Source organism: Shewanella aquimarina, from assembly GCF_023349185.1.
GTDB lineage: Bacteria > Pseudomonadota > Gammaproteobacteria > Enterobacterales > Shewanellaceae > Shewanella > Shewanella aquimarina.
On the sequence record NZ_JAKIKY010000003.1, the window covers coordinates 318,243 to 342,401 of the forward strand.

Here is a 24,159-nt window from a genome sequence, read left to right on the forward strand (position 1 = left end):
TATTCGCGCCTCTTTTTTTAGCCTGAGGGAACGCAGCATGTTATCTCAGTACATGGAACAGATAGAGGCGGTCGGCTTAAACCTGTTCTTTGCAGCGATATTTTTCTTTATTGGTATGGCAATACATGACGTGCTCAAGCAGGGAAATGTCCCTAAATTTGGCCGCTATATTGTTTGGTTAGTATTATTTCTCGGCTGTGCCGGGTTTATAGCTAAGGGCTTGATCCAACTCTCCTGGGAGAGCTCTGGCATAGGTTAAATGAACATTCGATGGCAAAAGAATCTTCAGACAGAACAACGATAGACCTGTTTGCAACGGAGAAGCGCCGAGGACGTCCTCGCAGCAATCCCCTTCCCCGGGAGCAACAATTAAAGGTCAACAAGCGAAATCAGATCCAGCGCGACAGAGCCGCAGGATTAAAACGAATAGAGTTAAAGGTGTCACAAGATTTATACGACGCCTTGAATGAAAAGGCTTTGGCCAGTAACATCAGCCGCAGCCAATTAATCGAATCAATATTGCTTAAGCAGGTAAGACCCTGATCTTAAGTGGTGTTGAAACAAATGTCAGTGAACTAGATAAAGGAAAGACAATGGCAACTGTAGGTCTTTTTTTCGGCAGTGATACAGGTAATACCGAAGCCGTCGCCAAGATGATCCAGAAAAAACTGGGCAAGAAGATGGTCGACGTCAAGGATATCGCCAAGAGTACCAAAGAACAGATTGCAGAATATGATCTGCTGCTATTCGGTATCCCGACCTGGTATTACGGTGAAGCCCAATGTGATTGGGACGATTTCTTCCCTGAATTAGAACAGATCGATTTCGACGGTAAGCTGGTCGCTATCTTTGGTTGTGGTGATCAGGAAGATTACGCCGAGTATTTCCTCGATGCCATGGGCATGGTTAACGAGATCGTCGAAGCCCGCGGCGCAGTGGTAATCGGTCACTGGCCAACCGACGGCTATGACTTCGAGGCCTCTAAAGGCATGGCCGATGACAAACACTTCGTGGGTCTGGGTATCGACGAAGATCGTCAACCAGAGCTGACCGAAGAGCGTGTCGATGCCTGGGTAAAACAGATCTACGAAGAGATGTGCCTGGCAGAGCTGGAAGACTAATCTTTCGGCCACATCAGCATAAAAAGCGGCGAACAGCCGCTTTTTTTAGCCCTGAAGCCGATACCTTTAATCACCCACACAGAGACAGTTCAACCTAATCTTCCCCGATGCACAATCATACTCACACGCCTCACTGGGACATCTTCTGCGCCGTCGTCGATAACTATGGCGATATCGGCGTCACCTGGCGCCTTGCCAAACAGCTGGCAAAAGAATATGGGCTAGCAGTCAATCTCTGGGTCGACGATCTGGCAAGCTTTGGCCATATCCTGCCAGCGCTAGATCCCAAATGCCCGACTCAGACCTTCGAAGGCGTCTGCATCAAGCACTGGGATCTGCCCCTTAGCCAGGACTATCAACCCGGAGAGGTGCTTATCGAGGCCTTCGCCTGTGAACTGCCGCCAGAGGTGCTTTGCAAAATAACCAAAGCACATCAAGCCGGTGACAAGGTGCCGGTATGGCTAAACCTTGAGTATCTCAGCGCAGAAGATTGGGTCGAGGGCTGCCACGGCCTGCCCTCCCTGCAGCGCAGCGGCCTGAAAAAGCAGTTTTATTTCCCGGGCTTTACCGACAAGACAGGCGGCCTCATCTGCGAATCGGACCTGCTGGCGACAAGGCAGCGTTGGCAAGAGAGCGAGCAGCGACTTAACTATTTTACCCAGCTTGGCCTCAGTGGCATTGCAGCCGACGATACTGTGATCAGCCTGTTTAGCTATGAAACCGCGAGCCTAGAGGCACTTTGCCAGCATTGGAGCCAAGGCAAACAGCAGGTACATCTGCTGGTTCCCATTGGCCGCAGCCTAAATAGTCTTGCCACCTTCATAGACCCGCAACAGGACTTAGCGCCGGGTCAGCGTTTTTGCCATGGCAAGCTGGCCATTCATCTTCTGCCGATGACAGATCAGCAGGGGTACGACAGGCTGCTTTGGAGCTGTGATGTTAATATAGTGCGCGGTGAAGACTCCTTCCTGCGCGCCCAATGGGCGGCCAAACCCTTTATCTGGCACATCTATCCTCAGGAAGAGGACTATCACCTGATAAAATTAGAAGCCTTTATGGCACTTTATTGTCATAATCTGGCGCCAGAAGTTGCCGACGCCTGGAAAGCACTCAATATTGGCTTCAATCAAGGTAGCCAGGAAGCCCTGCTTCCCCTGTGGCAACAAGTCATTACCGCACATGCGGCCCTGACGCAACACGCGCAAAAATGGCCGGATGAAGCAATAAATGATGCAGATCTTGCAACACGACTAGTTCAATTCGTTAAAAATAGCTAAGATACTGCGTTGAAATAGAAACACCCTAAAATATAGGAAATAGAGAAATGAAAACTGCTCATGAAATCCGTCCTGGTAACGTGATCATGTTAGATGGCAGCCCATGGGTTGTTCAAAAGACTGAAACAACTCGTTCTGGCCGTAACGCGGCTATCGTTAAGATGAAGCTGAAGAACCTACTTCAAGACTCATCGACTGAAACCACCTTCAAGGGTGAAGACAAGATGGAAGATATCATTCTAGACCGTCTTGATTGTACCTATTCTTACTTTGCCGATCCTATGTATGTCTTCATGGATGCAGAGTACAACCAGTATGACGTTGAAGCTGACAACCTGGGCGACGCAGCTGCCTATATCGTTGACGGCATGGAAGAGCAGTGCCAGGTAACCTTCTATGAAGGCAAGGCAATCTCTGTTGAACTACCAACAACTGTTGTACGTGAAGTGACCTACACAGAGCCTTCAGCACGTGGCGACACCTCTGGTAAGGTAATGAAGCCAGCAACTATCGCTGGTGGCGCAACCCTTAGCGTTGCAGACTTCGTGAAAACTGGCGACATGATCGAGATCGATACTCGCACACACGAGTTCAAGAAGCGCGCGTAAACAAGCCGTTTACCCAATGATGAAAGCCAGCGTTTTTCGCTGGCTTTTTTGTAGCTACAGCCAACCAATCCAGTTTAACTGTCTACATCTGGCCATCATGTCAGCATTTATCACTAATTTTATTTTTAACAAATAAGTCTTTCAGCATTTTCCTCTGAAAATAATTGCCAAATTGCGGCAAAGCCCCTTTTAAACAATACTTTTTTTCGTTATTGTTCGATAACTTACGAGCTTTGACACAAGCAGCTTTTTTCTCTACTGGCTATCACGAGGTTTCGATGCGCCCTATCATTAAGTCCAATAAACTCGACACCGTCTGTTACGACATCCGCGGGCCTGTCCATAAGGAAGCCAGACGCCTGGAAGACGAAGGCCATCGCATCCTTAAGCTTAATATCGGTAACCCTGCCCCCTTTGGTTTCGAGGCCCCGGAAGAGATAGTACGCGACGTGATCCTTAACCTGCCCAGCGCACAGGGCTACAGCGAGTCCAAGGGCCTGTTCTCGGCGCGCAAGGCGATTGTGCAACACTACCAGAGCCTGGGGCTGTTTGGCGTCGATATCGAAGATATCTACATAGGCAATGGTGTATCTGAACTCATCGTCATGGCGATGCAGGGCCTGCTGAACAGTGACGACGAGGTGCTGGTGCCCTCACCCGACTATCCCCTGTGGACAGCCGCGGTACACCTCTCCGGCGGCAAGGCGCAGCACTATCGTTGCGACGAGGAGTCCGACTGGTTTCCCGATCTCGACGACATCAAAGCCAAGATTAGCAGCCGAACCCGCGGCATAGTGCTGATCAACCCCAACAACCCAACGGGCGCCGTCTACTCCCGCGAGTTACTGCTGGAGATCATCGAGCTGTGCCGTCAGCACGACATCATCTTGTTTGCCGATGAGATCTACGACAAGATCCTCTACGATGGCGCCGTGCATATTCCGGCGGCGACCCTGTCGGACGACATTCTCACCGTCACCTTCAATGGTCTCTCCAAGTCATACCGCGCCGCGGGCTTTCGTGTCGGCTGGATGATGCTCTCGGGTAACCTCAAGGCCGCCAAGAGCTATATCGAAGGCCTAGACATGCTGGCCTCTATGCGCCTGTGCTCAAACGTGCCCAATCAGCACGCGATACAGACGGCGCTGGGCGGCTATCAAAGCATCAACGAATTGGTGGCGCCCGAAGGCCGACTTACGCTGCAGCGTGACACCTGCTATGAACTGCTCAACCAGATCCCCGGGGTGAGCTGTAAGAAACCTAAGGGCGCCCTGTACGCCTTTCCGAAACTGGACGCCAAGAAGTTCAACCTGAGAGACGACGAGCGCCTGGTGCTGGATCTACTCAAAGAGAAGAAAATTCTCTTGGTACAAGGCACCGCCTTTAACTGGCCAGAGCCCGATCACCTCAGGGTCGTCTTCCTGCCTCACAAGGAGGATCTGAATAAGGCGCTGGTGGAGTTTGGCGACTTCCTCTCAACTTACAGCCAATAAACTTTCTAGCGGTGACTAAGCGAAGAAAAGGCGATCTCAGGATCGCTTTTTTATATTTAATACCAATCACAATAAATCAGTGAGCTGATATAGCACAGGAAAAACAGCTGAGAACAAGGCAGGATTTTTAGATAACTAGTTATTCCAGATTTAGTAATTCCAGGATTAAAAATCCTAACGCCGTTATCAAGCGTTTTAACAAGCTAAAATGATCAGGTTTTTATTACGATTAGTATAAGGCCCTGTTTCTATTTACTTGCCCTGTGTTACTGTTAATGCAACTTAGCAACAGGGATAGCAGTATGAGTCATTTGTTCGCCCACCTGGCCAGGATGAAGTTGATCCAACGCTGGCCGCTCATGTATAACGTCCGCCCGGAAAACGTACAGGAACATTCGCTTCAGGTCGCCATGGTGGCCCACGCCTTAGCCATCATAGCCAACAAGAAATTCAATAAGCAGCTCAGCCCAGAGCGCGCCGCCACCCTGGCGATTTTTCATGATGCCAGCGAGATCCTTACCGGCGATCTGCCCACCCCGGTCAAGTATTTCAATAAGGAGATCGAAGCCGAGTACAAGAAGATAGAGGCGATTGCCGAGCGCAGGCTACTTGAGATGGTGCCGGAGGAGTTTCAGGAAGATTACCAAGATCTCTTGCTAAGCGAGCAGGCCGATGAAGAGTACAAACAATTGGTAAAATCTGCCGACACCCTGTGCGCCTACCTCAAATGCCTGGAGGAGCAGACCGCTGGCAATCATGAATTCAACACCGCCAAGCGACGCCTCACCGAATCCCTAAGCAAGAACCCGGATCCGGCGGTAAAATATTTTATCGACACCTTTATTCCCAGCTTCGAGCTCAATCTCGATGAGATCAATCGCCTGCTATAGCGGCTAAGGCTGCCAAAGAGGAAACCATATGACATCTGCCATCTGGCATGAAAGACGCTTGGGCGAAGAGAAACTCAGGCGCAACGATCACCGCAGCCCCTATCAACGCGATAGAGCCCGCATTCTGCACTCGGCTGCCTTCAGGCGCCTGCAGGCCAAGACTCAGGTGTTAGGGGTGGGTATGAACGATTTCTACCGCACCCGCCTCACCCATTCGCTAGAGGTATCCCAGATAGGCACAGGGATCTGCGCCCAGCTCAAGCAGAAATACCCAGACCTGCATCACCTGCTCGACTCCATGAGCCTGATAGAGTCTCTCTGCCTGGCCCACGACATAGGCCATCCCCCTTTCGGTCACGGCGGTGAGGTCGCGCTCAACTATATGATGCGCAGCGACGGGGGATTCGAGGGCAACGGCCAGACCTTCAGGATCCTCACCGCGCTCGAGCCCTATACCCAACACTTTGGCATGAACCTCACCCGGCGCACATTATTAGGGATCCTCAAGTATCCTGCGAGCCATGCCGAACTGTACCAGTCCCAGCCAAGGCCGGACGTCGATAGCTATCGCCAGCTCAAGCCCAGCCAATGGCGCCCGGTTAAAGGGATCTTCGACGAAGACAAGCCTGTGCTCGACTGGGTACTCGAGCCGTTATCGACCCAAGACAGAGAGCGATTCGTCTCTGCAGCGCCCGGAGAAAAAGATCAACACAAGCGCACCCGATATAAGTCGCTCGACTGCTCCATCATGGAGTTGGCCGACGATACCGCCTACGCGATCCACGATCTCGAAGATGCCATCGTCATGGGCATAGTCACCCAGGCCATGTGGCAACAGGATGTAGCCAGTGTGCTGAGTCAGAGTGAAGATAACTGGATAGCGAAAGAGTTTGCCAATATCGGCGACAAGCTGTTTGCGCTGGAAAATCATCTGCGCAAGGATGCCATAGGCACCTTAGTAAACGGCTTTGTCACCGCTATCCTTATCGATGAAAACCCGGAATTTAACGAGCCCCTGCTAAGATACAATGCCCGCCTAGAAGCCCCCTTTGCCGAGGCGCTGCATGTACTCAAGCAGTTTGTTTACAAAAGAGTGATCCGTAAGCCAGAGATCCAGATGCTGGAGTACAAGGGGCAACAGATCGTCATGGAGCTGTTTGAGGCCTTCGCCTCGGATCCCGAGCGCCTGCTACCGCTCAATACCCAGGAGCGCTGGCAGCAGATGGCGGCGCTAGAGGGTAACTGCAACCGGGTGATCGCCGACTATATCTCGGGGATGACAGATGAGTTTGCCGCCCGCCTGCACCAACATCTCTTTAGTGCCCGCGCTGGGTCCCTGATCGATCTGCAATAGAGAATCTAAGACCTAGGCATAAAAAAACGCGCTCTAGGCGCGTTTTTTTTATCTGCAGTAATATCAATAGGCCCTAACGATTAGCCGCCTATCAAACTTGGGAACAAGCCCTTAAACCCGGCCGCCATCACCTCGATACCGATAGAGAGCATTAATAGACCCATGAGACGGGTGATCACGTTAATGCCCGTCTTGCCCAGTAACTTGAAGATCACCGGCGCCATACGGAACAGGGTAAAGCTGGTGAGGCCGAAGATCACCACAGTGATCGACATACCGATAAGATCGCTGAAGGTGTTGTGTTGAGCCGCCGACACTATGACCGAACTGATCGCGCCGGGACCGGCCATCAGTGGCAAAGCCAGGGGCACTACGGCAACCGACTCCATGCCCGAAGCCTCCCTGTCTTCTTCCTGGTTACGCTTCACCTCGCCCAGCTTACCTTGCAGCATGGACATGGCGATGATCGCGATCAGGGTACCGCCGGCAATTCTAAACGCCGACAGTGAGATACTAAACATATTGAGGATGTGCTGGCCGGCAATGATGGTGACCAGGAGGATCACGACCACCGCAAAGTTAGCGACCTTGCCCGTATGGTTACGCTCCGCTTCCGTCTGGTGACTGGTCAGACTCACAAACACGGGCAGCAAACCTATGGGGTTAATTATGGCTACCAAACCAAGAAAAAATTTAACATAGAGTGTTAAATCCAATGTCATCTCCTCAAGTGACGTTATAGTCGGTTAAAAAGCAGTATGGTTGAAAAACGCATACTGTACAGTATTGCTCACGCCTGGAAAAACGAGATTTTCTATCACAATTCACAACTTTGACTTAAATATTCTATTTTTACCCGACTAGAATTATGCCAGTGAGGACCTTCACATTGTACTCACAATGTCATTTTATTACATTAACAGGAGGTTTTGCGGCGTCGATCACGGTTATCACCCCGTCAAGAGTGTAATTTTGTTTCATCAAGAGAATTTAGCCAAAACCGATTTTCGCTAAATTTTTTTCAAAGGATCTCATTATGACTGTTAGCAACCAACAGGAACTCGACCAACTGGTCGAAAGGGTCGCCAAGGCCCAGGCACAATTTGCCAACTTTAGTCAGGAGCAGGTCGACAAGATCTTCCGCGCCGCCGCCCTGGCCGCGGCCGATGCCCGTATCTCGCTTGCCAAGATGGCGGCAAACGAAACCGGCATGGGTGTGCTGGAAGATAAGGTGATCAAGAACCACTTTGCATCCGAATACATCTACAACAAGTATAAAGATGACAAGACCTGCGGCATCCTAGAGGAAGATCCCACCTTCGGCACCATCACCATCGCCGAGCCAGTGGGCCTCATCTGCGGTATTGTGCCGACAACCAACCCGACTTCTACTGCCATCTTCAAGGCCTTAATCAGCCTTAAGACACGTAACGGTATCATCTTCTCACCGCACCCAAGAGCCAAAGTATCGACCACTACGGCCGCCCGCCTGGTACTAGAAGCCGCGGTTGAAGCCGGCGCACCGAAAGATATCATCGGCTGGATCGACGAGCCCAGCGTTGCCCTGTCTAATCAGCTGATGACCCATGAGAAGATCAACCTGATTCTGGCCACGGGTGGCCCTGGCATGGTTAAGGCCGCCTACTCTTCAGGTAAGCCTGCGATCGGTGTCGGCGCCGGTAACACCCCGATCGTTATCGACGAAACCGCCGACATCAAACGCGCGGTCAGTTCTATCCTGATGTCCAAGACATTCGATAACGGCGTAGTGTGCGCGTCTGAACAAGCCGTCGTCGTGGTCGATGCCGTCTATGACGCAGTTAAAGAGCGTTTTGCCAGCCACGGTGGCTATATCCTCTCGGCCAAAGAAGCCAAGGCGATGCAGAAGGTGATCCTGAAAAATGGTGCCCTCAACGCCGACATCGTTGGTCAGAGTGCGGCGACCATAGCCGCCATGGCCAACATCAAGGTACCAAACACCACTAAGGTGTTGATCGGTCAGGCTACCGAAGTCAGCGAAGCCGAGGCCTTCGCCCACGAGAAGCTCTCTCCGCTGCTGGCCATGTACCGTGCGAGCGACTTCGATGACGCACTCAACAAGGCAGAAGCCTTAGTCACATTGGGCGGCATCGGCCACACCTCTGGCCTCTATACCGACCAAGACACCCAAACAGAGCGAGTGAAAACCTTCGGCTATCGCATGAAGACGGCCCGTATTCTGATCAACACCCCGGCTTCTCAGGGCGGCATCGGCGATCTCTACAACTTTAAGTTAGCGCCTTCGCTTACTCTGGGCTGTGGCTCATGGGGCGGTAACTCTATTTCAGAAAACGTTGGCCCTAGCCACCTTATCAACAAAAAAACTGTCGCCAAGCGAGCCGAAAATATGTTGTGGCATAAACTCCCCTCCTCTATCTATTTCCGCCGCGGCAGCTTGCCTATCGCTCTCGAAGAGTTAAGCGATAAGAAACGCGCGCTGATCGTGACAGACAAGTATCTGTTTAATAACGGCTACTGCGATGAGACCATCAAGATATTGAAGTCTCAGGGCTTAGAAACCGAAGTCTTCTATGAGGTAGAAGCAGATCCTACGTTGGCCATCGTTAATCAAGGCGCCAGCGTGGCCAAGAGCTTCCAACCCGATGTGATCGTCGCCCTGGGCGGTGGTTCACCTATGGATGCAGCCAAGATCATCTGGGTCATGTACGAACACCCTGATGTAGACTTTGCCGACCTGGCGCTGCGCTTCATGGATATTCGTAAGCGTATCTACAAGTTCCCTAAACTGGGCAGGAAGGCCAAGATGGTCGCTATCCCGACCACTTCGGGTACAGGTTCAGAGGTCACGCCATTTGCTGTGGTCACCGACGAGCAAACCGGCATGAAATACCCGATTGCCGACTATGAGCTGACACCTAACATGGCGATCGTCGACCCTAACCTAGTCATGGACATGCCAAAGTCGCTCACCGCCTTCGGTGGTATCGATGCGATCACCCACGCACTGGAAGCCTATGTCAGCGTGATGGCCAACGAATACAGCGACGGTCAGGCACTGCAGGCACTGGATCTGTTAGTTAAGTACCTACCAGACTCCTACGCACTGGGCGCTCAGGCTCCGGTTGCCCGTGAGAAGGTCCATAACGGCGCAACCATTGCCGGTATTGCCTTCGCCAACGCCTTCTTGGGTATCTGTCACTCCATGGCCCACAAGCTAGGCGCAGAGTTCCACCTGGCCCACGGCCTGGCAAACGCGCTGCTTATCAGTAACGTGATCCGCTTTAACGCGACCGATCTGCCTACCAAGCAGGCCGCTTTCAGCCAATACGATCGACCCAAGGCCCTTTGTCGTTACGCAAAGATAGCTGAACATCTTAAACTTAAAGGCGCGACAGGCGAAGGCATTAGCGATGAAGAAAAAGTGGAAGCGTTGCTCGAAAAAATCGATGAACTCAAGAAGACGATTGGCATTCCGGCTTCGATCCAAGAAGCAGGCGTCAACGAAGCCGACTTCTTCGCCAAGCTTGATGAGCTGGCCGAAGACGCCTTCGACGACCAGTGTACCGGTGCCAACCCAAGATACCCATTGATCGCCGAGCTAAAAGCGATTCTGACCGCCAGCTTCTACGGTAAGAAGTATCAAGATCCTGTCTAAGACGCGATGGCGTTAGCTAAGCTTAAAAGGTGCCCATGTGGCACCTTTTTTATTTCATAGTTAGTCCATATATAAATATAGCTATCTGTTATTATTAGATAAAAACAAAATAAAAAGCTTTTTATCCTAACCACAAAAATTATTAGTTAGCCAGCCTCTGCGCTTAGGACTATAAGGCTTCACCGCCTCAATAAAAACCTAAGCCATTGACTGCAAATTTAGAATTAACATCCGATCCCGCACTCGACGATATGTTGTTTGCCGACATATGCGACCAGCTTGCCACCCATGGTTATGCGGTGCTGCATAATGTCTTCCCACCCAGCATGCTGCAACAGCTACTCGATGGGATCACAGAGCTTGCCGAGGAAGACTTTAAGGCCGCGGCAATCGGCCGTGCCCAAGACCAACAGGTTGTCGAGACCATACGCCGCGACAAGATCTGCTGGCTCAACGAGTCGATGGACTTTACCCTGGACTATTTCACCTGGTCAGAGCAACTGCGCCTGGCAGTCAACCGTTATCTCTATCTTGGCCTGTTCGATCAAGAAGCCATGCTGGCCTATTACGCCCCAGGCGCCTTCTATAAGCGACACCTGGACGCCTTTCGGGGTCAGACCAACCGCAAGCTCACCAGCATTCTCTACCTCAACCCCGATTGGCAACCCAGCCATGGCGGTGAACTGCTGATGTACCAAGGTGACGAAACGGCTCCCTTTCAGACGGTCGAGCCCAGATCCGGCACCATGGTGATCTTCTTAAGCGAGCTGTTTCCCCATGAGGTATCCCTGTCCCATCACCACAGATACAGCCTCACCTCCTGGTATCGCATCAACGACGGCATGCCGGGGCACTAAGCATTACAGTATCTAGGCTACAGCGCCTGAATTCCCTTTAGATATAAGTATAAGGAAATTGGGCGCCGAGCGGCATCGAATCTCGTACTCTAATTCACAACAAGCAGCCCACCTGCAGTCTCGCTCAGCAAATCTTCCATCTTCTCCCCATGTCAACCTATTAGCAACCAGCCAAAGACGGTGATAAGTTATTGTAAAAATGAATTATCCCCACTAAAAATTGCTAACAAAGCTAGCTAGGTCAGCCGAGCAAGGTGCGCACTTCTTAGGAGGTGATAGATGATAGGGATGCCACATGAAAAGGATCCTTTGCTTACTCGCTATGAGTGTGAAGCTTGTTGCTTGTGATGATCGTCGCTTGTAATGACTATCACTTGAGAAGCCGCTAACCGCATAGAAGATGACAAGTCATAACTGAAGCCGTCACTGAGATTCAAACTCAATACTCCCATAGCATTACACTCTTTCCCTTATGGAGTAATGCCATAGAAGGAAACGCCCATGAGCGCCATTAAGGACATAAGAATCAACAAGTTCGAATTGAAATTAGCTGATACGGATGACCCCGTTGCCGAAAAGACCAGCTGGGATCCGCTGAAATCTGGCGGCGCAAACTTTATAACACAAGATATGGTCGAGACCCAAGGCCGGATTGTTATTAAGCACTCTGTCACGGCTATTATTTTATATGCGATGTTTTTGCTACCTGGTTTAGGGATATTTTTCATCGTCAGTCCCACCCTGTTTCTCGAAGGTGAATCTGGTGGTGGCAGCGCCATGGCGTTACTTGGCGCCCTATTCATCGGGGTTAGTCTCTTGATGCTGTCCAGCAAGAAGCACATGACCTTCGATAAAACCTTAGGCACCTATTTTTGTGGCAAAAGCTACGATGGCTCTAAAAGAGGTGATGCCAGTCGTCAGGGACGACTCAGCGATATCTACGCATTACAAATCATCAGTGAGTCTATACGCTCTAACAATCGATCGTACCGCAGCTATGAGCTTAATCTGGTCTTTCGCAATGGTGAGCGAGCCAATGTGATGGATCACGGCAGCGAGTTAGAAATTGAAGCCAGTGCTAAACAGTTAGCCGCATATCTCGACCGACCGCTTTGGAAAGCGACATAGGTTTTTCAGGCCTCATCACAGGTTGCCACTAAGGGAGATAACACGCTTAAATTGATAGGGTCTTCCTGAGAAATGATGAGCCTAAAGTGATCGTCAATTTGATCTTTGCAATGCCTTATTAAGGGTTTCCATGTCGGGCATCTCTTCAAATTGTGCTCCGCTGTCACCAATAATGTCCCAATTGGCTTTAGACTCAACAAAAAGATGCGCAACGACACGGCTATCTTTAGCATCATCGAGTAATCCAGCAGGGATCCAATACTGTTTTTTATTACTCATCAGGTGAGGTACTGTACTGCCGCACTTGCTACAGAAATCAGAACGATAACCGGTTTCACTGATGTATGAATTAACAAGGGACTCCCCCTTAATCCATGTAAATTGCGCTTTATTAAGAAATGTGGCGGTATCTGACGAAGAAGCAGACAACTTTCGACATAAAGAACAATGGCACTGATAAAAGTGAGGAAGAGATCCGCTTATGTAAAATTCGACATCTCCACACAGACATTTACCTTTCATCTTGACTGACTCTCCTGACACTAGGTGTGCTAATTAAAGAAATCTGCAGGCCCACTATTTTGATTGTTCGAATGGAACACGCAAAAGCTATTCGCCTCCCAGGTGATGTATATATCTGCATCATACGCGACTGTATTTGAAAATTGGATGTTCACTGGCTATTAGTTGCCGTGGGGCTAAGTCTATTAAATACCCATTACAAATGCGTTAGAAAAAATATCATAAAATGAATCAACGAGATAAATCTTTAGCTAGATTAGGAAGCACCACAAGGAGAAAGATGGAAGTGAGAATAAGCAACCGGGCACCAGATCTCGAAGAGTTCATGACTTTGCGAACTGCAGTTGGCTGGACAAACCCCAAGCCTGGACTGGTTCAACAAAGCCTGAATAACTCGCTTTTTCACGTTTGCGCCCATATCGATTCGAAGCTTGTGGGTTACGGCCGTATTGTGGGCGACGGCGCTATGTATTTTTATCTGCAAGACATAGTGATCTCACCCGAGTATCAAAACCAAGGTGTAGGCAGATCTATCATGCAAGAGATAGAGAGTTTTGTTGCAGACAACGCCATGCCCGGCGCCACCATTGGGCTGTTGGCCGCCTGCGGTAAGGAAGCGTTTTACTCTCAATTTGGCTACAGCCCCAGAACAGGGGAACCTCTTGGACTTGGCATGTGCAAATTTGTCGAATGAGAGCGCTATATAGGCAAACGATAGCTCACCCTGCCCGATTATCATTGGAAGCGCATGTGAACTAGACTCGGGCAAGCTAATCGCATACAAAAAACGCCCACAAAAAAGCCAGAACTGAGTTCTGGCTTTTTATTTTCTATGATCGGGTGACTAAATTGTCACCCACATCTTGCGAGTCTTAAACTCGGCTTACTTCTTGGTCCAGCGGTCCATCCAGCCCAGCACGTTGGCGTACCATTGCTCCAGGTTGTCTGGATTAAGGATCCAGTGGTTCTCATCTGGGTAGACAAGCAGCTCAGATGGGATCCCTTTGCGCTGCATGAAGCTAAACGCCGCCAGGCCCTGTCCGTAAGGCACACGGAAGTCCTTCTCTCCATGGATCACCAGCATAGGAGTCTGCCAGTTATCGACATAGTTAACCGGGTTAAACTTCTCGAACAACTCCTTGTTGTCCTGGTAGGTGCCACCGAATTCATATTCAGGGAACCACAGCTCTTCGGTCACATAGTACATAGAGCGCATGTCGAACAGACCCGCGTGGTTAACTAGACACTTGAAGCCGTCGTTCCAGTTACCTTGGATCCAGTTCATCATGTAGCCGCCGTATGAACCACCCAGGGCGCAGGCGCGATCGCCATCTAGCCACTTCTGCTGAGCCGTCACCGCAGCCAAACCTTTCTGCAGATCTTCCAGCGGCTTGCCGCCCCAGTCCTTAGAGATAGAGTCGGTAAAGGCCTGACCATAACCGGTAGAACCGTGGAAATCGATCATCACCACGCCGTAACCGGCACCCGCCCATAGCTGCGCGTTCCAGCGGCTGCTGAATGAGTTACCGAATGAGCCTTGTGGGCCACCGTGTACCAAGAAGGCAACAGGATACTTCTTACCTTGCTTGTAGTTAGCAGGCTTGATCCAGTAACCATAGACCTCTTCGTTGTTCCAGCCCTTGAAGCTGAACTGTTCAAACTCACCAAACTTGATCTTGGCCAGGTTGTCTTTGTTCACCTCGGTCAGGCGATTTACATTCTGACCGTCGAGAGACATGGTATAGAGATCGCCCGGCTCAACCAGACTCTTGTGGTTGAAGACGATCTTGTCGCCGGTCACACCCAGGATGCTGTTGCTGCCATCGTTGTGCAGCGTCTTCACGTCACCAAATTGAGTGTTGACCTCGAAGATGCTTACCTGACCCAGATCCTGCGCAGTCACGTAAAGTGTGCGGTTATCTGCGCCGAAAGTCAGCGAGCTTGGGCTGCGATCCCACAGCGGCGCAACTTCTTTCTCTTGGCCGGTCACAGTATCACGCAGCATGACGCGGTAACGATCCGCCTCGAAGCCAGGCTTGCTCATGGCGAGATACGCCAGGTAGCGGCCATCGGCCGAGAAGGTTGGCTGGGCGTCCCACGCCTTGTTGCTCTCGGTTAGGTTTTTCGCCTCACCGCCCAGGACGGAGACTTGCCATAGGTCGTAGTTAGTTTCCCAAGCCTGTGACTTGCTCGGCGCCTTGGCGCTGTAGACCACATACTTACCATCTGGGGTAAAGGTCACCTCTTCCATACCTGAAAATGGCAGCGGTGGGGTTTCGGTGTCCAGGCCTTTAGTCACATCCACGGCAGTGTCGATCATCTTGCCGTCTAGTTTTGCCACAAACAGGTGGCTGCGGCTGTGATCGCCCCATGTATCCCAGTGGCGCACCATCAGCTGCTTGTATTCGCGGCCGGTAGATTTACGCTCGGCTTCCTGCTCACGCTTGTCGGCTGTGCACTTCAAGGTGTCACACTCAGGGTAGACACGCATGTTCATCACGACCTGTGCGCCATCTTGAGACAGCTTAAAGCCTTCCACGTCCAGCGGCAGATTAGAGATCTTAACCGCTTCGCCGCCATCGAGTGCCAGCTCATACAGTTGTGAGCTGCCATCGCGAGCCGCCAGGAAGTAGATCTTCTTATCGTCTGCGCTAAAGGCAACGCTATGCTCAGTGCCTTTGGCCGAGGTCAGGCGCTTTACCTTGCCATCGGTCAGCGACTGAAGATAAAGGTCAGATTGCGCCTCACCCTTATCATCAAATTTTTTAACTGCATAAACGATTTTAGTGCCATCATTAGACAGTGCACTGGAATGCAGCTTATTCATTTTAACGAGATGCTGTACCTTGAAAGGCTCAGGTGCTGCGGCGTGAGCGCCAGACACCAGACCGGCTGTCGCCAAGGCAAGTATGATTGCAGTTTTTTTCATTGTTATAGTCATCTTTATGGTTGAACGGCAAGGCGACAATGCTTAATGCTAAGAAAAGGCGCCTAAAGCCAAAAAGTGTCGCCAAAATACGCAACAGACACTAAACAAAAATGGGGGGTTAAGCAAGTCGCCTGACTCACCTAATCCCGCCCACTTCTTGATGCTTTACTCTGGGTTAGGCAAGTTTGACGCGCCAGGTGGCAGGACCTGTTTCGTGGGCATTGACCCCTTCGCTGTCTACGGCAACGGTCACCGGCATATCGGTCACGTCGAACTCGTAGATGGCTTCCATACCTAGGTCTTCGAAGGCCACTACCCGTGACTTCTTGATCGCCTTAGACACCAGGTAAGCGGCGCCGCCTACTGCCATCAGGTAAACCGCCTTATGCTTCTTGATAGACTCGACTGTGGCCGGGCCACGCTCTGCCTTACCTATCATGCCCATCAGACCTGTCTTATCCAGCATCAGATCGGTGAACTTATCCATACGGGTCGCCGTCGTTGGACCCGCTGGGCCAACCACTTCGTCACCCACAGGATCGACTGGGCCAACGTAGTAGATAAACTTACCGGTGAAATCAACGCCTTCAGGCAGACCTTCACCGCTCTCGATAAGGGTTTGAATGCGCTTGTGCGCCGCGTCACGACCGGTAAGCATCTTACCGTTTAGCAGCAGCACATCACCGCTCTTCCACTGCTCGATGTCAGCTTGAGTAACGGTATTAAGATCCACGCGGCGTACGCCCTCGCCCGCTTCGCGGGTGATCTCTGGCCAATCTTCCAGCTTAGGCGTCTCCAACTCGGCTGGGCCTGTTCCATCGAGGTGGAAGTGTACGTGGCGAGTTGCCGCACAGTTAGGGATCATCACCACAGGCTTAGAGGCCGCGTGGGTTGGCGCCGATTTGATCTTGATATCCAGCACGGTAGTCAGGCCGCCAAGGCCCTGGGCACCTATGCCTAGCTTGTTAGCGCGCTCGAAGATATCCAGACGCAGCTTCTCTTCGGCGGTTTCGGCGCCCTTGGCTTGCAGCTCATGGATGTCGACAGGATCCATCAGGGCCTCTTTGGCCATCACGGCCGCCTTCTCGGCGGTGCCGCCTATGCCTATGCCCAGCATGCCTGGAGGACACCAGCCGGCGCCCATAGTTGGTAGTGTCTTCTCGACCCACTCGGCGATATCGTCCGATGGGTTAAGCATCACCATCTTAGACTTGTTTTCCGATCCACCGCCCTTAGCGGCGATGGCGACTTCAACATGGTTGCCCGGCACCATCTCGACGTGTACCACAGATGGCGTGTTGTCTTTAGTGTTCTTACGGCCACCGGCAGGATCGGCAACGATAGAGGCGCGCAACGGGTTATCTGGGTTGGTGTAGGCGCGTCTTACCCCTTCATCCACCATCTGCTGCACTGTCATGTCTGTCTTATCCCACTTGACGCCCATGCCGATCTTAACGAAACAGGTCACGATACCTGTGTCTTGACACAGTGGGCGCTTGCCTTCGGCGGACATACGAGAGTTGATCAAGATCTGCGCGATAGCATCTTTTGCCGCCGCACTCTCTTCACGCTCATAGGCCTCGGCCATGGCATCAACGAAATCTTTAGGGTGGTAATAGGAGATATATTGTAGTGCGTCGGCGACACTCTCGATGAGGTCCGCTTGCTTGATGATGGGCTGTTCTATAGTCACAGACATTTCCTTACTCACGTTTTGGTTATTCACCGCCCTTTTGCAGGGTCGCGTATTTTTTTTGAATCCGTTCACAATATGATACTCTTTCGCGACTTTTAGGGGAACATCACATTTTAGATAAGGGTTATCGATGGATTTTTCGTCGACTCAAGGCGTTGCACTGCAAAAGTTAGACTGGAAACTCTCCACCATTGAGGTATTTGACTGCTTCGCTCACCTGCCTTGGGCCATACTGCTGGACTCTGCCGACAGCGATCATATTGACGCCCGGTACGACATCATCAGCTTCGATCCTCTGGCCACCATCACCAGCCAGGATGGCGTGACCCAAACCAGGCATCTGCGTCCAACTGCGGCGACCGCTACTGGGAACTCTAAAAACAGTGATGAAACTAGCCAGGACGATCCCTTTTCAATTTTGCAAAATGCGATAGCCGACTATTTCCCAATTCAGCACGCCTGTGAGCTGCCCTTCAGCGGCGGCGCCCTGGGCACCTTTAGCTATGATCTGGGCAGACGCATCGAGAAGCTCCCTGCCACCGCGGCCAAGGATATCGCGCTTCCCGAGATGAATGTCGGCCTCTATGACTGGGCGCTAGTGTTTTGCTACCAGAGTCAGACATGGTCTCTGGTGCACTATCTAGGAGAAACTGCGCTTAAAGAACGTCTCGCAGACCTAGAAGCGAGGCTAAATTCGCGGTCGAACGAAGCAGCCAATAATGAGACGTTTGCCCTGAGCCGCGACTGGCAGCCACAGATCACTAAGGACGAATACAGAGACAAGTTTGATCGGGTGCAGGATTATCTACACAGCGGCGATTGCTATCAGATCAACCTGACCCAGCGCTTCGAGGCCGAGTATCGCGGAGATGAGTGGCAGGCCTACCTAAAGCTTAGGGCCAGTAACAAGGCGCCCTTCTCTGCCTTTATCCGCCTGGATAAGCACGCCATTCTCTCCATCTCGCCCGAGCGTTTCATCAAGCTTAAGGGCGATGCCATAGAGACCAAGCCCATCAAGGGCACCATGGCGAGATCTAGCGACGCCGCGGCAGATAAGGCCGCCGCCGAAGCCCTGGCGGCATCGGAGAAAGATCGCGCCGAAAACCTGATGATCGTGGATCTGCTGCGAAACGATATCGGCAAGGTGGCAAGTCCTGGCAGCGTGCGGGTGCCTCATCTGTTTGCCATAGAGAGCTTCCCGGCGGTGCACCATCTGGTGAGCACAGTGACTGCCAAGCTGGCTACCCCCAACAGCCCCTGCGATCTATTAAGAGCCGCGTTTCCCGGTGGCTCTATCACGGGCGCGCCTAAGATCCGCGCCATGGAGATCATCGAAGAGCTGGAGCCGTCGCGCCGCAGCCTCTATTGCGGCTCAATCGGCTACATCAGCCAAGACAGGCAGATGGATACCAGCATCACCATACGCACCCTGGTGGCCGAGCCACCACGTCTCTACTGCTGGGCGGGTGGCGGCATAGTGGCCGACTCGCAGGTCGATGCCGAATATCAGGAGAGTTATGATAAGGTGAGTAAGATCCTCCCCATACTGAGTAACTGACAAGTAATTAGGCAAATATGACACTGGACGAGTTTAAACGGCGCTACGCTCTGCACCAATTGCCCACAGACACAGGGCCGCAGATCCATCGCACCCTGCGACAGGCCGCCGTGCTCGTTCCCCTGATGGAAGCTAGTGGTGAGCTGGAACTGCTGCTCACTCGCAGGCCCACCCACCTAAGGGCCCATCCGGGGCAGATTAGCTTTCCCGGCGGCAAGGTCGAAGAGAGTGATGCCAGTTACGCCGACACCGCCCTGCGTGAAGCGTTTGAGGAGATCGCCCTGCCGCGAGACAATGTCGAGGTGCTGGGCCAATACCCCATGTTTAACACCTTCACCGGCTTTGCCATCGCGCCCATCATAGGTGTCGTGAGAGAAGCCTTCGAGCCTGTGTTAGATCCCGGTGAGGTAGATGAGCTGTTCAGCGTGCCCCTAAGTTTCCTTTTAGAACCTGCCAATCGCATTCAGAAGCAGTTTTCCCGCCGCGGCGTGAGTTACCCCGTCTACTTCATCCCCTATGGCGAATATTTTATCTGGGGCGCCACCGCCGCCATGATAGACAGGCTCTGTCGCCAGATAGGCAATTAACGAACGAGCTAAGTTCGCTCTAATGAAGAGCTAACAACGCTGCACAAGCCCGCACTTAGTCTATGCATTTTTTCAAACTGCGAATACTGTGATCGATTGCGGACTGACGCCCTAGACAAAAAACTTGAGATAGAGACCTGCAGCAGTAGAGGTTAACAAGAGCAGCGGGATATTGAACCAGTAGCCCATGCGGCTGTGGTGGGCCACATAGAAGTTAAAGGCCAGGTTGATCAAACTGATGGCGGCGCAGCTCCAGATCACATACTCCAGCCTCAGGGTGATGGTGGGATCCCAGGTGAGACGCACGCTAGCCCCTTTACTGAGAAAGTAGCCCACGGCGCGATCCGGTCTGGCCTCACCAAAGAGCAGTAATGCGTACACGGCCAAGGACCAACCTAAGATCGACAAGGTGCCTAAAAAAATCTGGAAAACTTTGACTTTTTTCATCTAGCCCCCTGATACCAATCACGGTAAGTAAGTGATCAGAAATAACGCAGGAAAAACGGTCGAGAACAAGGCAGAATTTTTCGATTAGTAGTTATTCTACAATCAAAAATTGTAACGCCGTTATCGGACGTTTTAACAAGTTAGCATGATCAATTATTTACTACGATTGGTATACCATCTAGCCCACTGAATTAACTGGCCATATTTTAAGCATAACAAGCTTTCCAGCCTAACACCATTAGCGGATAAACAGCAGATTAAGGCCGCTTTTTCACGGCGCTTACGCCTGCCTTGGCTGAAATGCCCATTTTATTTGCCTATAGGCCAATCTATCTGCTGTTTTTCCCTTGAGAAAAGCCACCAGCAAGGTAATATAAACCTCCAAAATTTTTAATAAAACGTTTCGTTGGAGAACTAAGCAACAATGAGCATTGCATCTGTCGCTTCTGTATTTAAGGGTGATTTTGCGGTTGGTTCGCAAGTTACCGTACGCGGTTGGGTAAGAACTCGCCGAGATTCCAAGGCCGGCATCTCTTTTCTTGCCGTATATGATGGTTCCTGTTTTGATCCCATTCAGGGCGTTGTGCCAAATAGCTTAGACAATTATAACGACGAAATCTTACGCCTCACGGCCGGTTGCTCAGTCGTGATGACGGGTGAACTGGTTGAGAGCCCAGGTAAGGGTCAAGCATTTGAGATGCAGGTGACTAAGGTTGAGGTCACAGGTTGGGTTGAAGATCCTGATACCTATCCAATGGCGGCCAAGCGTCACTCTATCGAGTATCTGCGCGAACTGGCTCACCTGCGTCCTCGCACCAACATCATCGGCGCCGTGGCCCGTGTGCGTAACTGTCTGTCTCATGCCATCCACAACTTCTACAACGAAGAAGGCTTCATCTGGGTCTCTACCCCGCTGATCACGGCTTCTGACTGTGAAGGTGCCGGTGAGATGTTCCGCGTCTCGACTCTGGATCTGGAAAACCTGCCACGTACCGACGAGGGTAAGGTCGATTTCAGCGAAGACTTCTTCGGTAAGGAATCTTTCCTGACGGTATCGGGTCAGCTGAACGGCGAGACCTACGCCTGTGCGCTGTCTAAGATCTACACCTTTGGCCCAACCTTCCGCGCCGAAAACTCAAACACCAGCCGTCACCTGGCGGAGTTCTGGATGGTTGAGCCGGAAGTGGCCTTCGCCGATCTGAACGATGTTGCCGGCCTGGCCGAGCGTATGCTGAAGTACTGCTTCCGCGCCGTGCTTAATGAGCGCCGTGACGATCTTGAGTTCTTTGCCCAGCGCGTCGACAAGACAGTTATCGAGCGCCTTGAAAACTTCGTCAACAGCGATTTCGCCCAGGTAGACTACACAGACGCCATCGAGATCCTAAAGTCATGCGGCAAGAAGTTCGAGTTCGATGTCGAATGGGGTATCGATCTGCAATCTGAGCATGAGCGCTACCTGGCAGAAGAGCACTTCAAGGCACCTGTGGTCGTGAAGAACTATCCAAAAGATATCAAGGCCTTCTACATGCGTCTCAACGAAGATGGCAAAACAGTAGCGGCCATGGATGTACTGGCTCCTGGCATCGGTGAGATCATCGGTGGTGCCCAACGTGAAGAGCGTCTGGACGTACTAGATACCCGTCTGGACGAGATGGGTCTGAGCAAGGAAGATTACTGGTGGTATCGTGACCTGCGCCGTTACGGCACAGTGCCACACTCAGGCTTCGGCCTGGGCTTCGAGCGTTTGGTCTCTTACGTGACCGGCGTATCGAACATCCGCGATGTGATCCCATTCCCACGCGCGCCTAAGTCAGCGAACTTCTAAAGCCAGTTCTGCAAAAAAACGCCCTACGGGGCGTTTTTTTATGGGCGCAGATTTCAGATTGTAATTTCTATGGACTAACGCTACCAATAAGCGAAGAGCGGAATGAATCCGGCGACCAACGAGAGCGTACTTAATTGGCTTTTTTTACCTTTTCCAACACTTCTGTTTTTTTAAGCTCTGCTATCAAAAATTTAACCCATTGTTTCGTATATAAGTAACCATCAAAGCCCTCAACAAATGATGCATACTCACCTTTGAAATCAGGTGAATTGTCTCTAGGGCGAGCTTCAAAGTACTTCCAAGACTTTGTGTGTAAAGACATATTAAAAATAGGGATCGCATCACGCACGAGAATCATTACCTTAGACGGTTTCAATTTATATGGGTTTTCGATTCCCTTAATGAAAGCTACACCTTGTTCATAGTTTTGCAGTTCTTCTTCGGTGAGCTTATTAACATTAATAAACTCAACTGCAATATCTGATGACTTGGCATGATTACCTAACTTTGGAACTAGCATTGCTCGAATACGATATTTCTGACTTTCAACAATATTATCCTCTAAGTCAGCACGATACGTTTCCATGTAATGACGTACAACTTTATAGTTCTCTTTTTGTAATTGCTTCATAGCATCAATTTGCGCCTGCTCAGAGATACGACTGAGTTGCATGGCAATAGCTAGGTTGGTGCAGAGCGCATGAGCATCACCAAACTCTTCTACCAACAGATTTTCAAAATTAATTAAAGCGGCTTGACACTCCCCAGCAACCGCAAGGTCTATCGCAGGTAGACTACGGTGTTCGATTTTATTTCTAAGCCCAATCAAAAACTGTAAGTTGTACTTTTCAGGACGTTCAACACCATTCCAATATTGATTGCAGCACTCCATCAACTCCCACGCTTTCACTTCATCGTCTATTACCACCGGTTCTCCACCTTTCAGATGGAAATAGTTAACACCTTTCTTTTCAAAGATGGCATGGAATAGTGCCGTATAGGCAATAACGATATTTACGATATAACCATACGTTTTAAACTCTGTGTATGGGTTGTTATAGGTTGAGACAGCAAGTAACGCGAACTCTCTTGCTTTGTACAGCAACATGCCTTTTGCAGATTGATCTGCAACCTGTTGTAACCTTTGACTATGTACAGCCCTGAATTCATCTTTGCTTAGAAATTTGATTCCTGCTGTGAGGTAATGAGAACCATCTTTTTGAACATATTGATGCCAACGTTTTGAGGGATACGTTGCGCAAGTTTGCTTTTTCCAACCTGTTGCATTGGCTAATTCATCAATTGTAAAAGATTCACCTTCGGTCTCTTTTGAAGACAGAAACTCATAGGCTAAATCGACTTGTTCATATCTACTCAATTTGACTACTCCTGACGACCTTAAAGCCAATTAACGCTGCCTACACGGGCGGCCGAAACGCAGTGTAAACCTTTCAGTACACTGCGTTTTTTGCATTAAACAATTGTGATTGGCCTTATTAAATGTTTTTTAGCAATCGTAGCGATCTTTTATATATTGGTGATAATGCTGACCAACTGAACGAGCTTTCACGAACTCTCTAAATACACGCTCAGGAACCCTGCAAAATGTGTAGATTGGGTCACTATCTTCAAAGTCGATATACATACGCATTGAACCTGCGTCATACCCAATGCGGCGAATTGCCGTAGACCTAACATTTACCCACTCAGTCATTTGAGGCTCCTACTTTTTAAACCAAGGTAATGTATTGGAGGGGCCATGAATATGGCCATCATCTATCCAAAACTTACCACCGTCAGTTGGCCCCCAAATCCAATTGTCTTTAATCCACCACTTCCCAGAATTGTATGGCCCCCAGACCCAACCATCGTCGATCCAGAATTTACCCGACTCTTCAGGTCCCCAAATGTAATTATCATCAATCCAATATCCGGTATACATGATTACTCCCTGTAGATTTAACATTTCACTAGTGCGCATGCGCATCTATTTGGCAAAATGCGCATGCACATTTAATAAACCTATTATTGATGATTTACTAAACTAAAGTCATTGATTTATAGCCACTCTAGCAGAGTCATGCCGGATAAACGAGCACCACAGTCATGTCGTATCAACGAGCATTAGAATGGGCAAAATGAGCATGAATATTGACTCGCTCTCGCACCTTAAATACCTGAAGGCTAATCGTGAAAAACCAGTCATGAAAAG

Annotated in this window: 23 protein-coding genes; 15 read left to right on the forward strand and 8 right to left on the reverse strand. The window is 50.6% G+C overall.

Annotated elements, in window-relative coordinates; all coding sequences use genetic code 11:
- Positions 1-37 precede the first annotated feature (37 nt).
- The 8 genes from L2731_RS05625 to L2731_RS05660 all read left to right on the forward strand — a co-directional run bounded on the left by L2731_RS05625 (position 38) and on the right by L2731_RS05660 (position 6,743).
- Entirely contained in the window at positions 38-259 is a 222-nt protein-coding gene (locus tag L2731_RS05625) for a DUF2788 domain-containing protein (RefSeq protein ID WP_011865717.1), read from the forward strand.
- 11 nt (positions 260-270) lie between these two features.
- Positions 271-543, forward strand: a complete 273-nt coding sequence (ybfE, locus tag L2731_RS05630) for a LexA regulated protein (RefSeq protein ID WP_041511303.1) — start codon at positions 271-273, stop codon at positions 541-543.
- Positions 544-593: 50 nt separating this feature from the next.
- Positions 594-1,121: a flavodoxin FldA gene (gene fldA, locus L2731_RS05635; protein ID WP_011865715.1), complete on the forward strand. Its 528-nt coding sequence runs from the start codon at positions 594-596 to the stop codon at positions 1,119-1,121.
- A 107-nt stretch (positions 1,122-1,228) separates the two neighbouring features.
- Positions 1,229-2,398, forward strand: a complete 1,170-nt coding sequence (gene earP, locus L2731_RS05640; RefSeq protein ID WP_249252187.1) for an elongation factor P maturation arginine rhamnosyltransferase EarP — start codon at positions 1,229-1,231, stop codon at positions 2,396-2,398.
- A gap of 47 nt (positions 2,399-2,445) precedes the next feature.
- Entirely contained in the window at positions 2,446-3,006 is a 561-nt protein-coding gene (gene efp / locus L2731_RS05645) for an elongation factor P (protein ID WP_041511305.1), read from the forward strand.
- A 278-nt stretch (positions 3,007-3,284) separates the two neighbouring features.
- The gene (locus tag L2731_RS05650; RefSeq protein ID WP_249252188.1) at positions 3,285-4,499 is read left to right on the forward strand and encodes a pyridoxal phosphate-dependent aminotransferase; all 1,215 of its coding nucleotides are present in this window, start codon (positions 3,285-3,287) and stop codon (positions 4,497-4,499) included.
- Between the two features lie 302 nt (positions 4,500-4,801).
- Entirely contained in the window at positions 4,802-5,389 is a 588-nt protein-coding gene (gene yfbR / locus L2731_RS05655; RefSeq protein WP_239850492.1) for a 5'-deoxynucleotidase, read from the forward strand.
- Positions 5,390-5,417: 28 nt separating this feature from the next.
- On the forward strand, positions 5,418-6,743 hold the full coding sequence (locus L2731_RS05660) for an anti-phage deoxyguanosine triphosphatase (protein ID WP_249252190.1): 1,326 nt from the start codon (positions 5,418-5,420) through the stop codon (positions 6,741-6,743).
- An 80-nt stretch (positions 6,744-6,823) separates the two neighbouring features.
- Here the strand turns inward: L2731_RS05660 and L2731_RS05665 are convergent, their stop codons facing one another.
- Positions 6,824-7,459, reverse strand: a complete 636-nt coding sequence (locus L2731_RS05665) for a YchE family NAAT transporter (protein ID WP_041511309.1) — start codon at positions 7,457-7,459, stop codon at positions 6,824-6,826.
- A gap of 320 nt (positions 7,460-7,779) precedes the next feature.
- On the opposite strand from L2731_RS05665, the gene adhE reads away from it, so the two are divergent.
- The 3 genes from adhE (at position 7,780) to L2731_RS05680 (ending at position 12,383) form a co-directional block, all read left to right on the forward strand.
- Positions 7,780-10,398, forward strand: coding sequence for a bifunctional acetaldehyde-CoA/alcohol dehydrogenase (adhE, locus tag L2731_RS05670; RefSeq protein WP_249252191.1), 2,619 nt, complete (start codon positions 7,780-7,782; stop codon positions 10,396-10,398).
- 206 nt (positions 10,399-10,604) lie between these two features.
- Complete coding sequence (locus L2731_RS05675) at positions 10,605-11,255, forward strand: 2OG-Fe(II) oxygenase (RefSeq protein WP_249252193.1); 651 nt, start codon at positions 10,605-10,607, stop codon at positions 11,253-11,255.
- Between the two features lie 501 nt (positions 11,256-11,756).
- A complete protein-coding gene (locus L2731_RS05680) occupies positions 11,757-12,383 on the forward strand; it encodes a hypothetical protein (RefSeq protein ID WP_249252194.1) in 627 nt (208 codons plus the stop codon).
- 93 nt (positions 12,384-12,476) lie between these two features.
- On the opposite strand, the gene L2731_RS05685 is transcribed toward L2731_RS05680, so the two are convergent.
- The gene (locus L2731_RS05685) at positions 12,477-12,905 is read right to left on the reverse strand and encodes a GFA family protein (protein ID WP_249252195.1); all 429 of its coding nucleotides are present in this window, start codon (positions 12,903-12,905) and stop codon (positions 12,477-12,479) included.
- 280 nt (positions 12,906-13,185) lie between these two features.
- Here L2731_RS05685 and L2731_RS05690 point away from each other — a divergent pair, with 280 nt between their 5' ends.
- Complete coding sequence (locus tag L2731_RS05690; RefSeq protein ID WP_249252196.1) at positions 13,186-13,599, forward strand: GNAT family N-acetyltransferase; 414 nt, start codon at positions 13,186-13,188, stop codon at positions 13,597-13,599.
- Between the two features lie 189 nt (positions 13,600-13,788).
- On the opposite strand, the gene L2731_RS05695 is transcribed toward L2731_RS05690, so the two are convergent.
- Positions 13,789-15,834, reverse strand: coding sequence for a dipeptidyl-peptidase 5 (locus L2731_RS05695; protein ID WP_186300536.1), 2,046 nt, complete (start codon positions 15,832-15,834; stop codon positions 13,789-13,791).
- A 175-nt stretch (positions 15,835-16,009) separates the two neighbouring features.
- Entirely contained in the window at positions 16,010-17,533 is a 1,524-nt protein-coding gene (locus L2731_RS05700; protein ID WP_239884568.1) for a fumarate hydratase, read from the reverse strand.
- Between the two features lie 127 nt (positions 17,534-17,660).
- Between L2731_RS05700 and pabB the strand changes: the two genes are divergently transcribed.
- Positions 17,661-19,088 carry an aminodeoxychorismate synthase component I gene (gene pabB, locus L2731_RS05705; protein WP_249252197.1) on the forward strand — a complete coding sequence of 476 codons (1,428 nt, stop codon included), beginning with the start codon at positions 17,661-17,663 and terminating at the stop codon, positions 19,086-19,088.
- A 17-nt stretch (positions 19,089-19,105) separates the two neighbouring features.
- Positions 19,106-19,675, forward strand: coding sequence for a CoA pyrophosphatase (locus tag L2731_RS05710; RefSeq protein WP_249252199.1), 570 nt, complete (start codon positions 19,106-19,108; stop codon positions 19,673-19,675).
- A 111-nt stretch (positions 19,676-19,786) separates the two neighbouring features.
- On the opposite strand, the gene L2731_RS05715 is transcribed toward L2731_RS05710, so the two are convergent.
- Complete coding sequence (locus tag L2731_RS05715) at positions 19,787-20,122, reverse strand: hypothetical protein (protein WP_249252200.1); 336 nt, start codon at positions 20,120-20,122, stop codon at positions 19,787-19,789.
- A 424-nt stretch (positions 20,123-20,546) separates the two neighbouring features.
- Between L2731_RS05715 and asnS the strand changes: the two genes are divergently transcribed.
- Positions 20,547-21,947 carry an asparagine--tRNA ligase gene (asnS, locus tag L2731_RS05720; protein WP_220058253.1) on the forward strand — a complete coding sequence of 467 codons (1,401 nt, stop codon included), beginning with the start codon at positions 20,547-20,549 and terminating at the stop codon, positions 21,945-21,947.
- 130 nt (positions 21,948-22,077) lie between these two features.
- Here asnS and L2731_RS05725 read toward each other — a convergent pair whose 3' ends face one another.
- From L2731_RS05725 to L2731_RS05730, 3 genes are all read right to left on the reverse strand, one after another.
- Positions 22,078-23,325, reverse strand: a complete 1,248-nt coding sequence (locus tag L2731_RS05725; RefSeq protein ID WP_249252201.1) for a DUF3644 domain-containing protein — start codon at positions 23,323-23,325, stop codon at positions 22,078-22,080.
- Between the two features lie 129 nt (positions 23,326-23,454).
- Positions 23,455-23,661 carry a KTSC domain-containing protein gene (locus tag L2731_RS19590; RefSeq protein WP_415837016.1) on the reverse strand — a complete coding sequence of 69 codons (207 nt, stop codon included), beginning with the start codon at positions 23,659-23,661 and terminating at the stop codon, positions 23,455-23,457.
- 9 nt (positions 23,662-23,670) lie between these two features.
- Complete coding sequence (locus L2731_RS05730; RefSeq protein WP_249252202.1) at positions 23,671-23,889, reverse strand: hypothetical protein; 219 nt, start codon at positions 23,887-23,889, stop codon at positions 23,671-23,673.
- Positions 23,890-24,159 lie beyond the last annotated feature (270 nt).

What these genes read in the sequence shown, in the direction of transcription:
- L2731_RS05715 (WP_249252200.1), bottom strand. Translation starts at nt 20,122, where the DNA reads ATGAAAAAAGTCAAAGTTTTCCAGATTTTTTTAGGCACCTTGTCGATC.
- earP (WP_249252187.1), top strand. Translation starts at nt 1,229, where the DNA reads ATGCACAATCATACTCACACGCCTCACTGGGACATCTTCTGCGCCGTC.
- ybfE (WP_041511303.1), top strand. Translation starts at nt 271, where the DNA reads ATGGCAAAAGAATCTTCAGACAGAACAACGATAGACCTGTTTGCAACG.
- L2731_RS05625 (WP_011865717.1), top strand. Translation starts at nt 38, where the DNA reads ATGTTATCTCAGTACATGGAACAGATAGAGGCGGTCGGCTTAAACCTG.
- pabB (WP_249252197.1), top strand. Translation starts at nt 17,661, where the DNA reads ATGGATTTTTCGTCGACTCAAGGCGTTGCACTGCAAAAGTTAGACTGG.
- adhE (WP_249252191.1), top strand. Translation starts at nt 7,780, where the DNA reads ATGACTGTTAGCAACCAACAGGAACTCGACCAACTGGTCGAAAGGGTC.
- asnS (WP_220058253.1), top strand. Translation starts at nt 20,547, where the DNA reads ATGAGCATTGCATCTGTCGCTTCTGTATTTAAGGGTGATTTTGCGGTT.
- L2731_RS05695 (WP_186300536.1), bottom strand. Translation starts at nt 15,834, where the DNA reads ATGAAAAAAACTGCAATCATACTTGCCTTGGCGACAGCCGGTCTGGTG.
- fldA (WP_011865715.1), top strand. Translation starts at nt 594, where the DNA reads ATGGCAACTGTAGGTCTTTTTTTCGGCAGTGATACAGGTAATACCGAA.
- L2731_RS05680 (WP_249252194.1), top strand. Translation starts at nt 11,757, where the DNA reads ATGAGCGCCATTAAGGACATAAGAATCAACAAGTTCGAATTGAAATTA.
- L2731_RS19590 (WP_415837016.1), bottom strand. Translation starts at nt 23,661, where the DNA reads ATGACTGAGTGGGTAAATGTTAGGTCTACGGCAATTCGCCGCATTGGG.
- L2731_RS05730 (WP_249252202.1), bottom strand. Translation starts at nt 23,889, where the DNA reads ATGTATACCGGATATTGGATTGATGATAATTACATTTGGGGACCTGAA.
- L2731_RS05690 (WP_249252196.1), top strand. Translation starts at nt 13,186, where the DNA reads ATGGAAGTGAGAATAAGCAACCGGGCACCAGATCTCGAAGAGTTCATG.
- L2731_RS05700 (WP_239884568.1), bottom strand. Translation starts at nt 17,533, where the DNA reads ATGTCTGTGACTATAGAACAGCCCATCATCAAGCAAGCGGACCTCATC.
- L2731_RS05650 (WP_249252188.1), top strand. Translation starts at nt 3,285, where the DNA reads ATGCGCCCTATCATTAAGTCCAATAAACTCGACACCGTCTGTTACGAC.
- L2731_RS05660 (WP_249252190.1), top strand. Translation starts at nt 5,418, where the DNA reads ATGACATCTGCCATCTGGCATGAAAGACGCTTGGGCGAAGAGAAACTC.
- L2731_RS05710 (WP_249252199.1), top strand. Translation starts at nt 19,106, where the DNA reads ATGACACTGGACGAGTTTAAACGGCGCTACGCTCTGCACCAATTGCCC.
- efp (WP_041511305.1), top strand. Translation starts at nt 2,446, where the DNA reads ATGAAAACTGCTCATGAAATCCGTCCTGGTAACGTGATCATGTTAGAT.
- yfbR (WP_239850492.1), top strand. Translation starts at nt 4,802, where the DNA reads ATGAGTCATTTGTTCGCCCACCTGGCCAGGATGAAGTTGATCCAACGC.
- L2731_RS05685 (WP_249252195.1), bottom strand. Translation starts at nt 12,905, where the DNA reads ATGAAAGGTAAATGTCTGTGTGGAGATGTCGAATTTTACATAAGCGGA.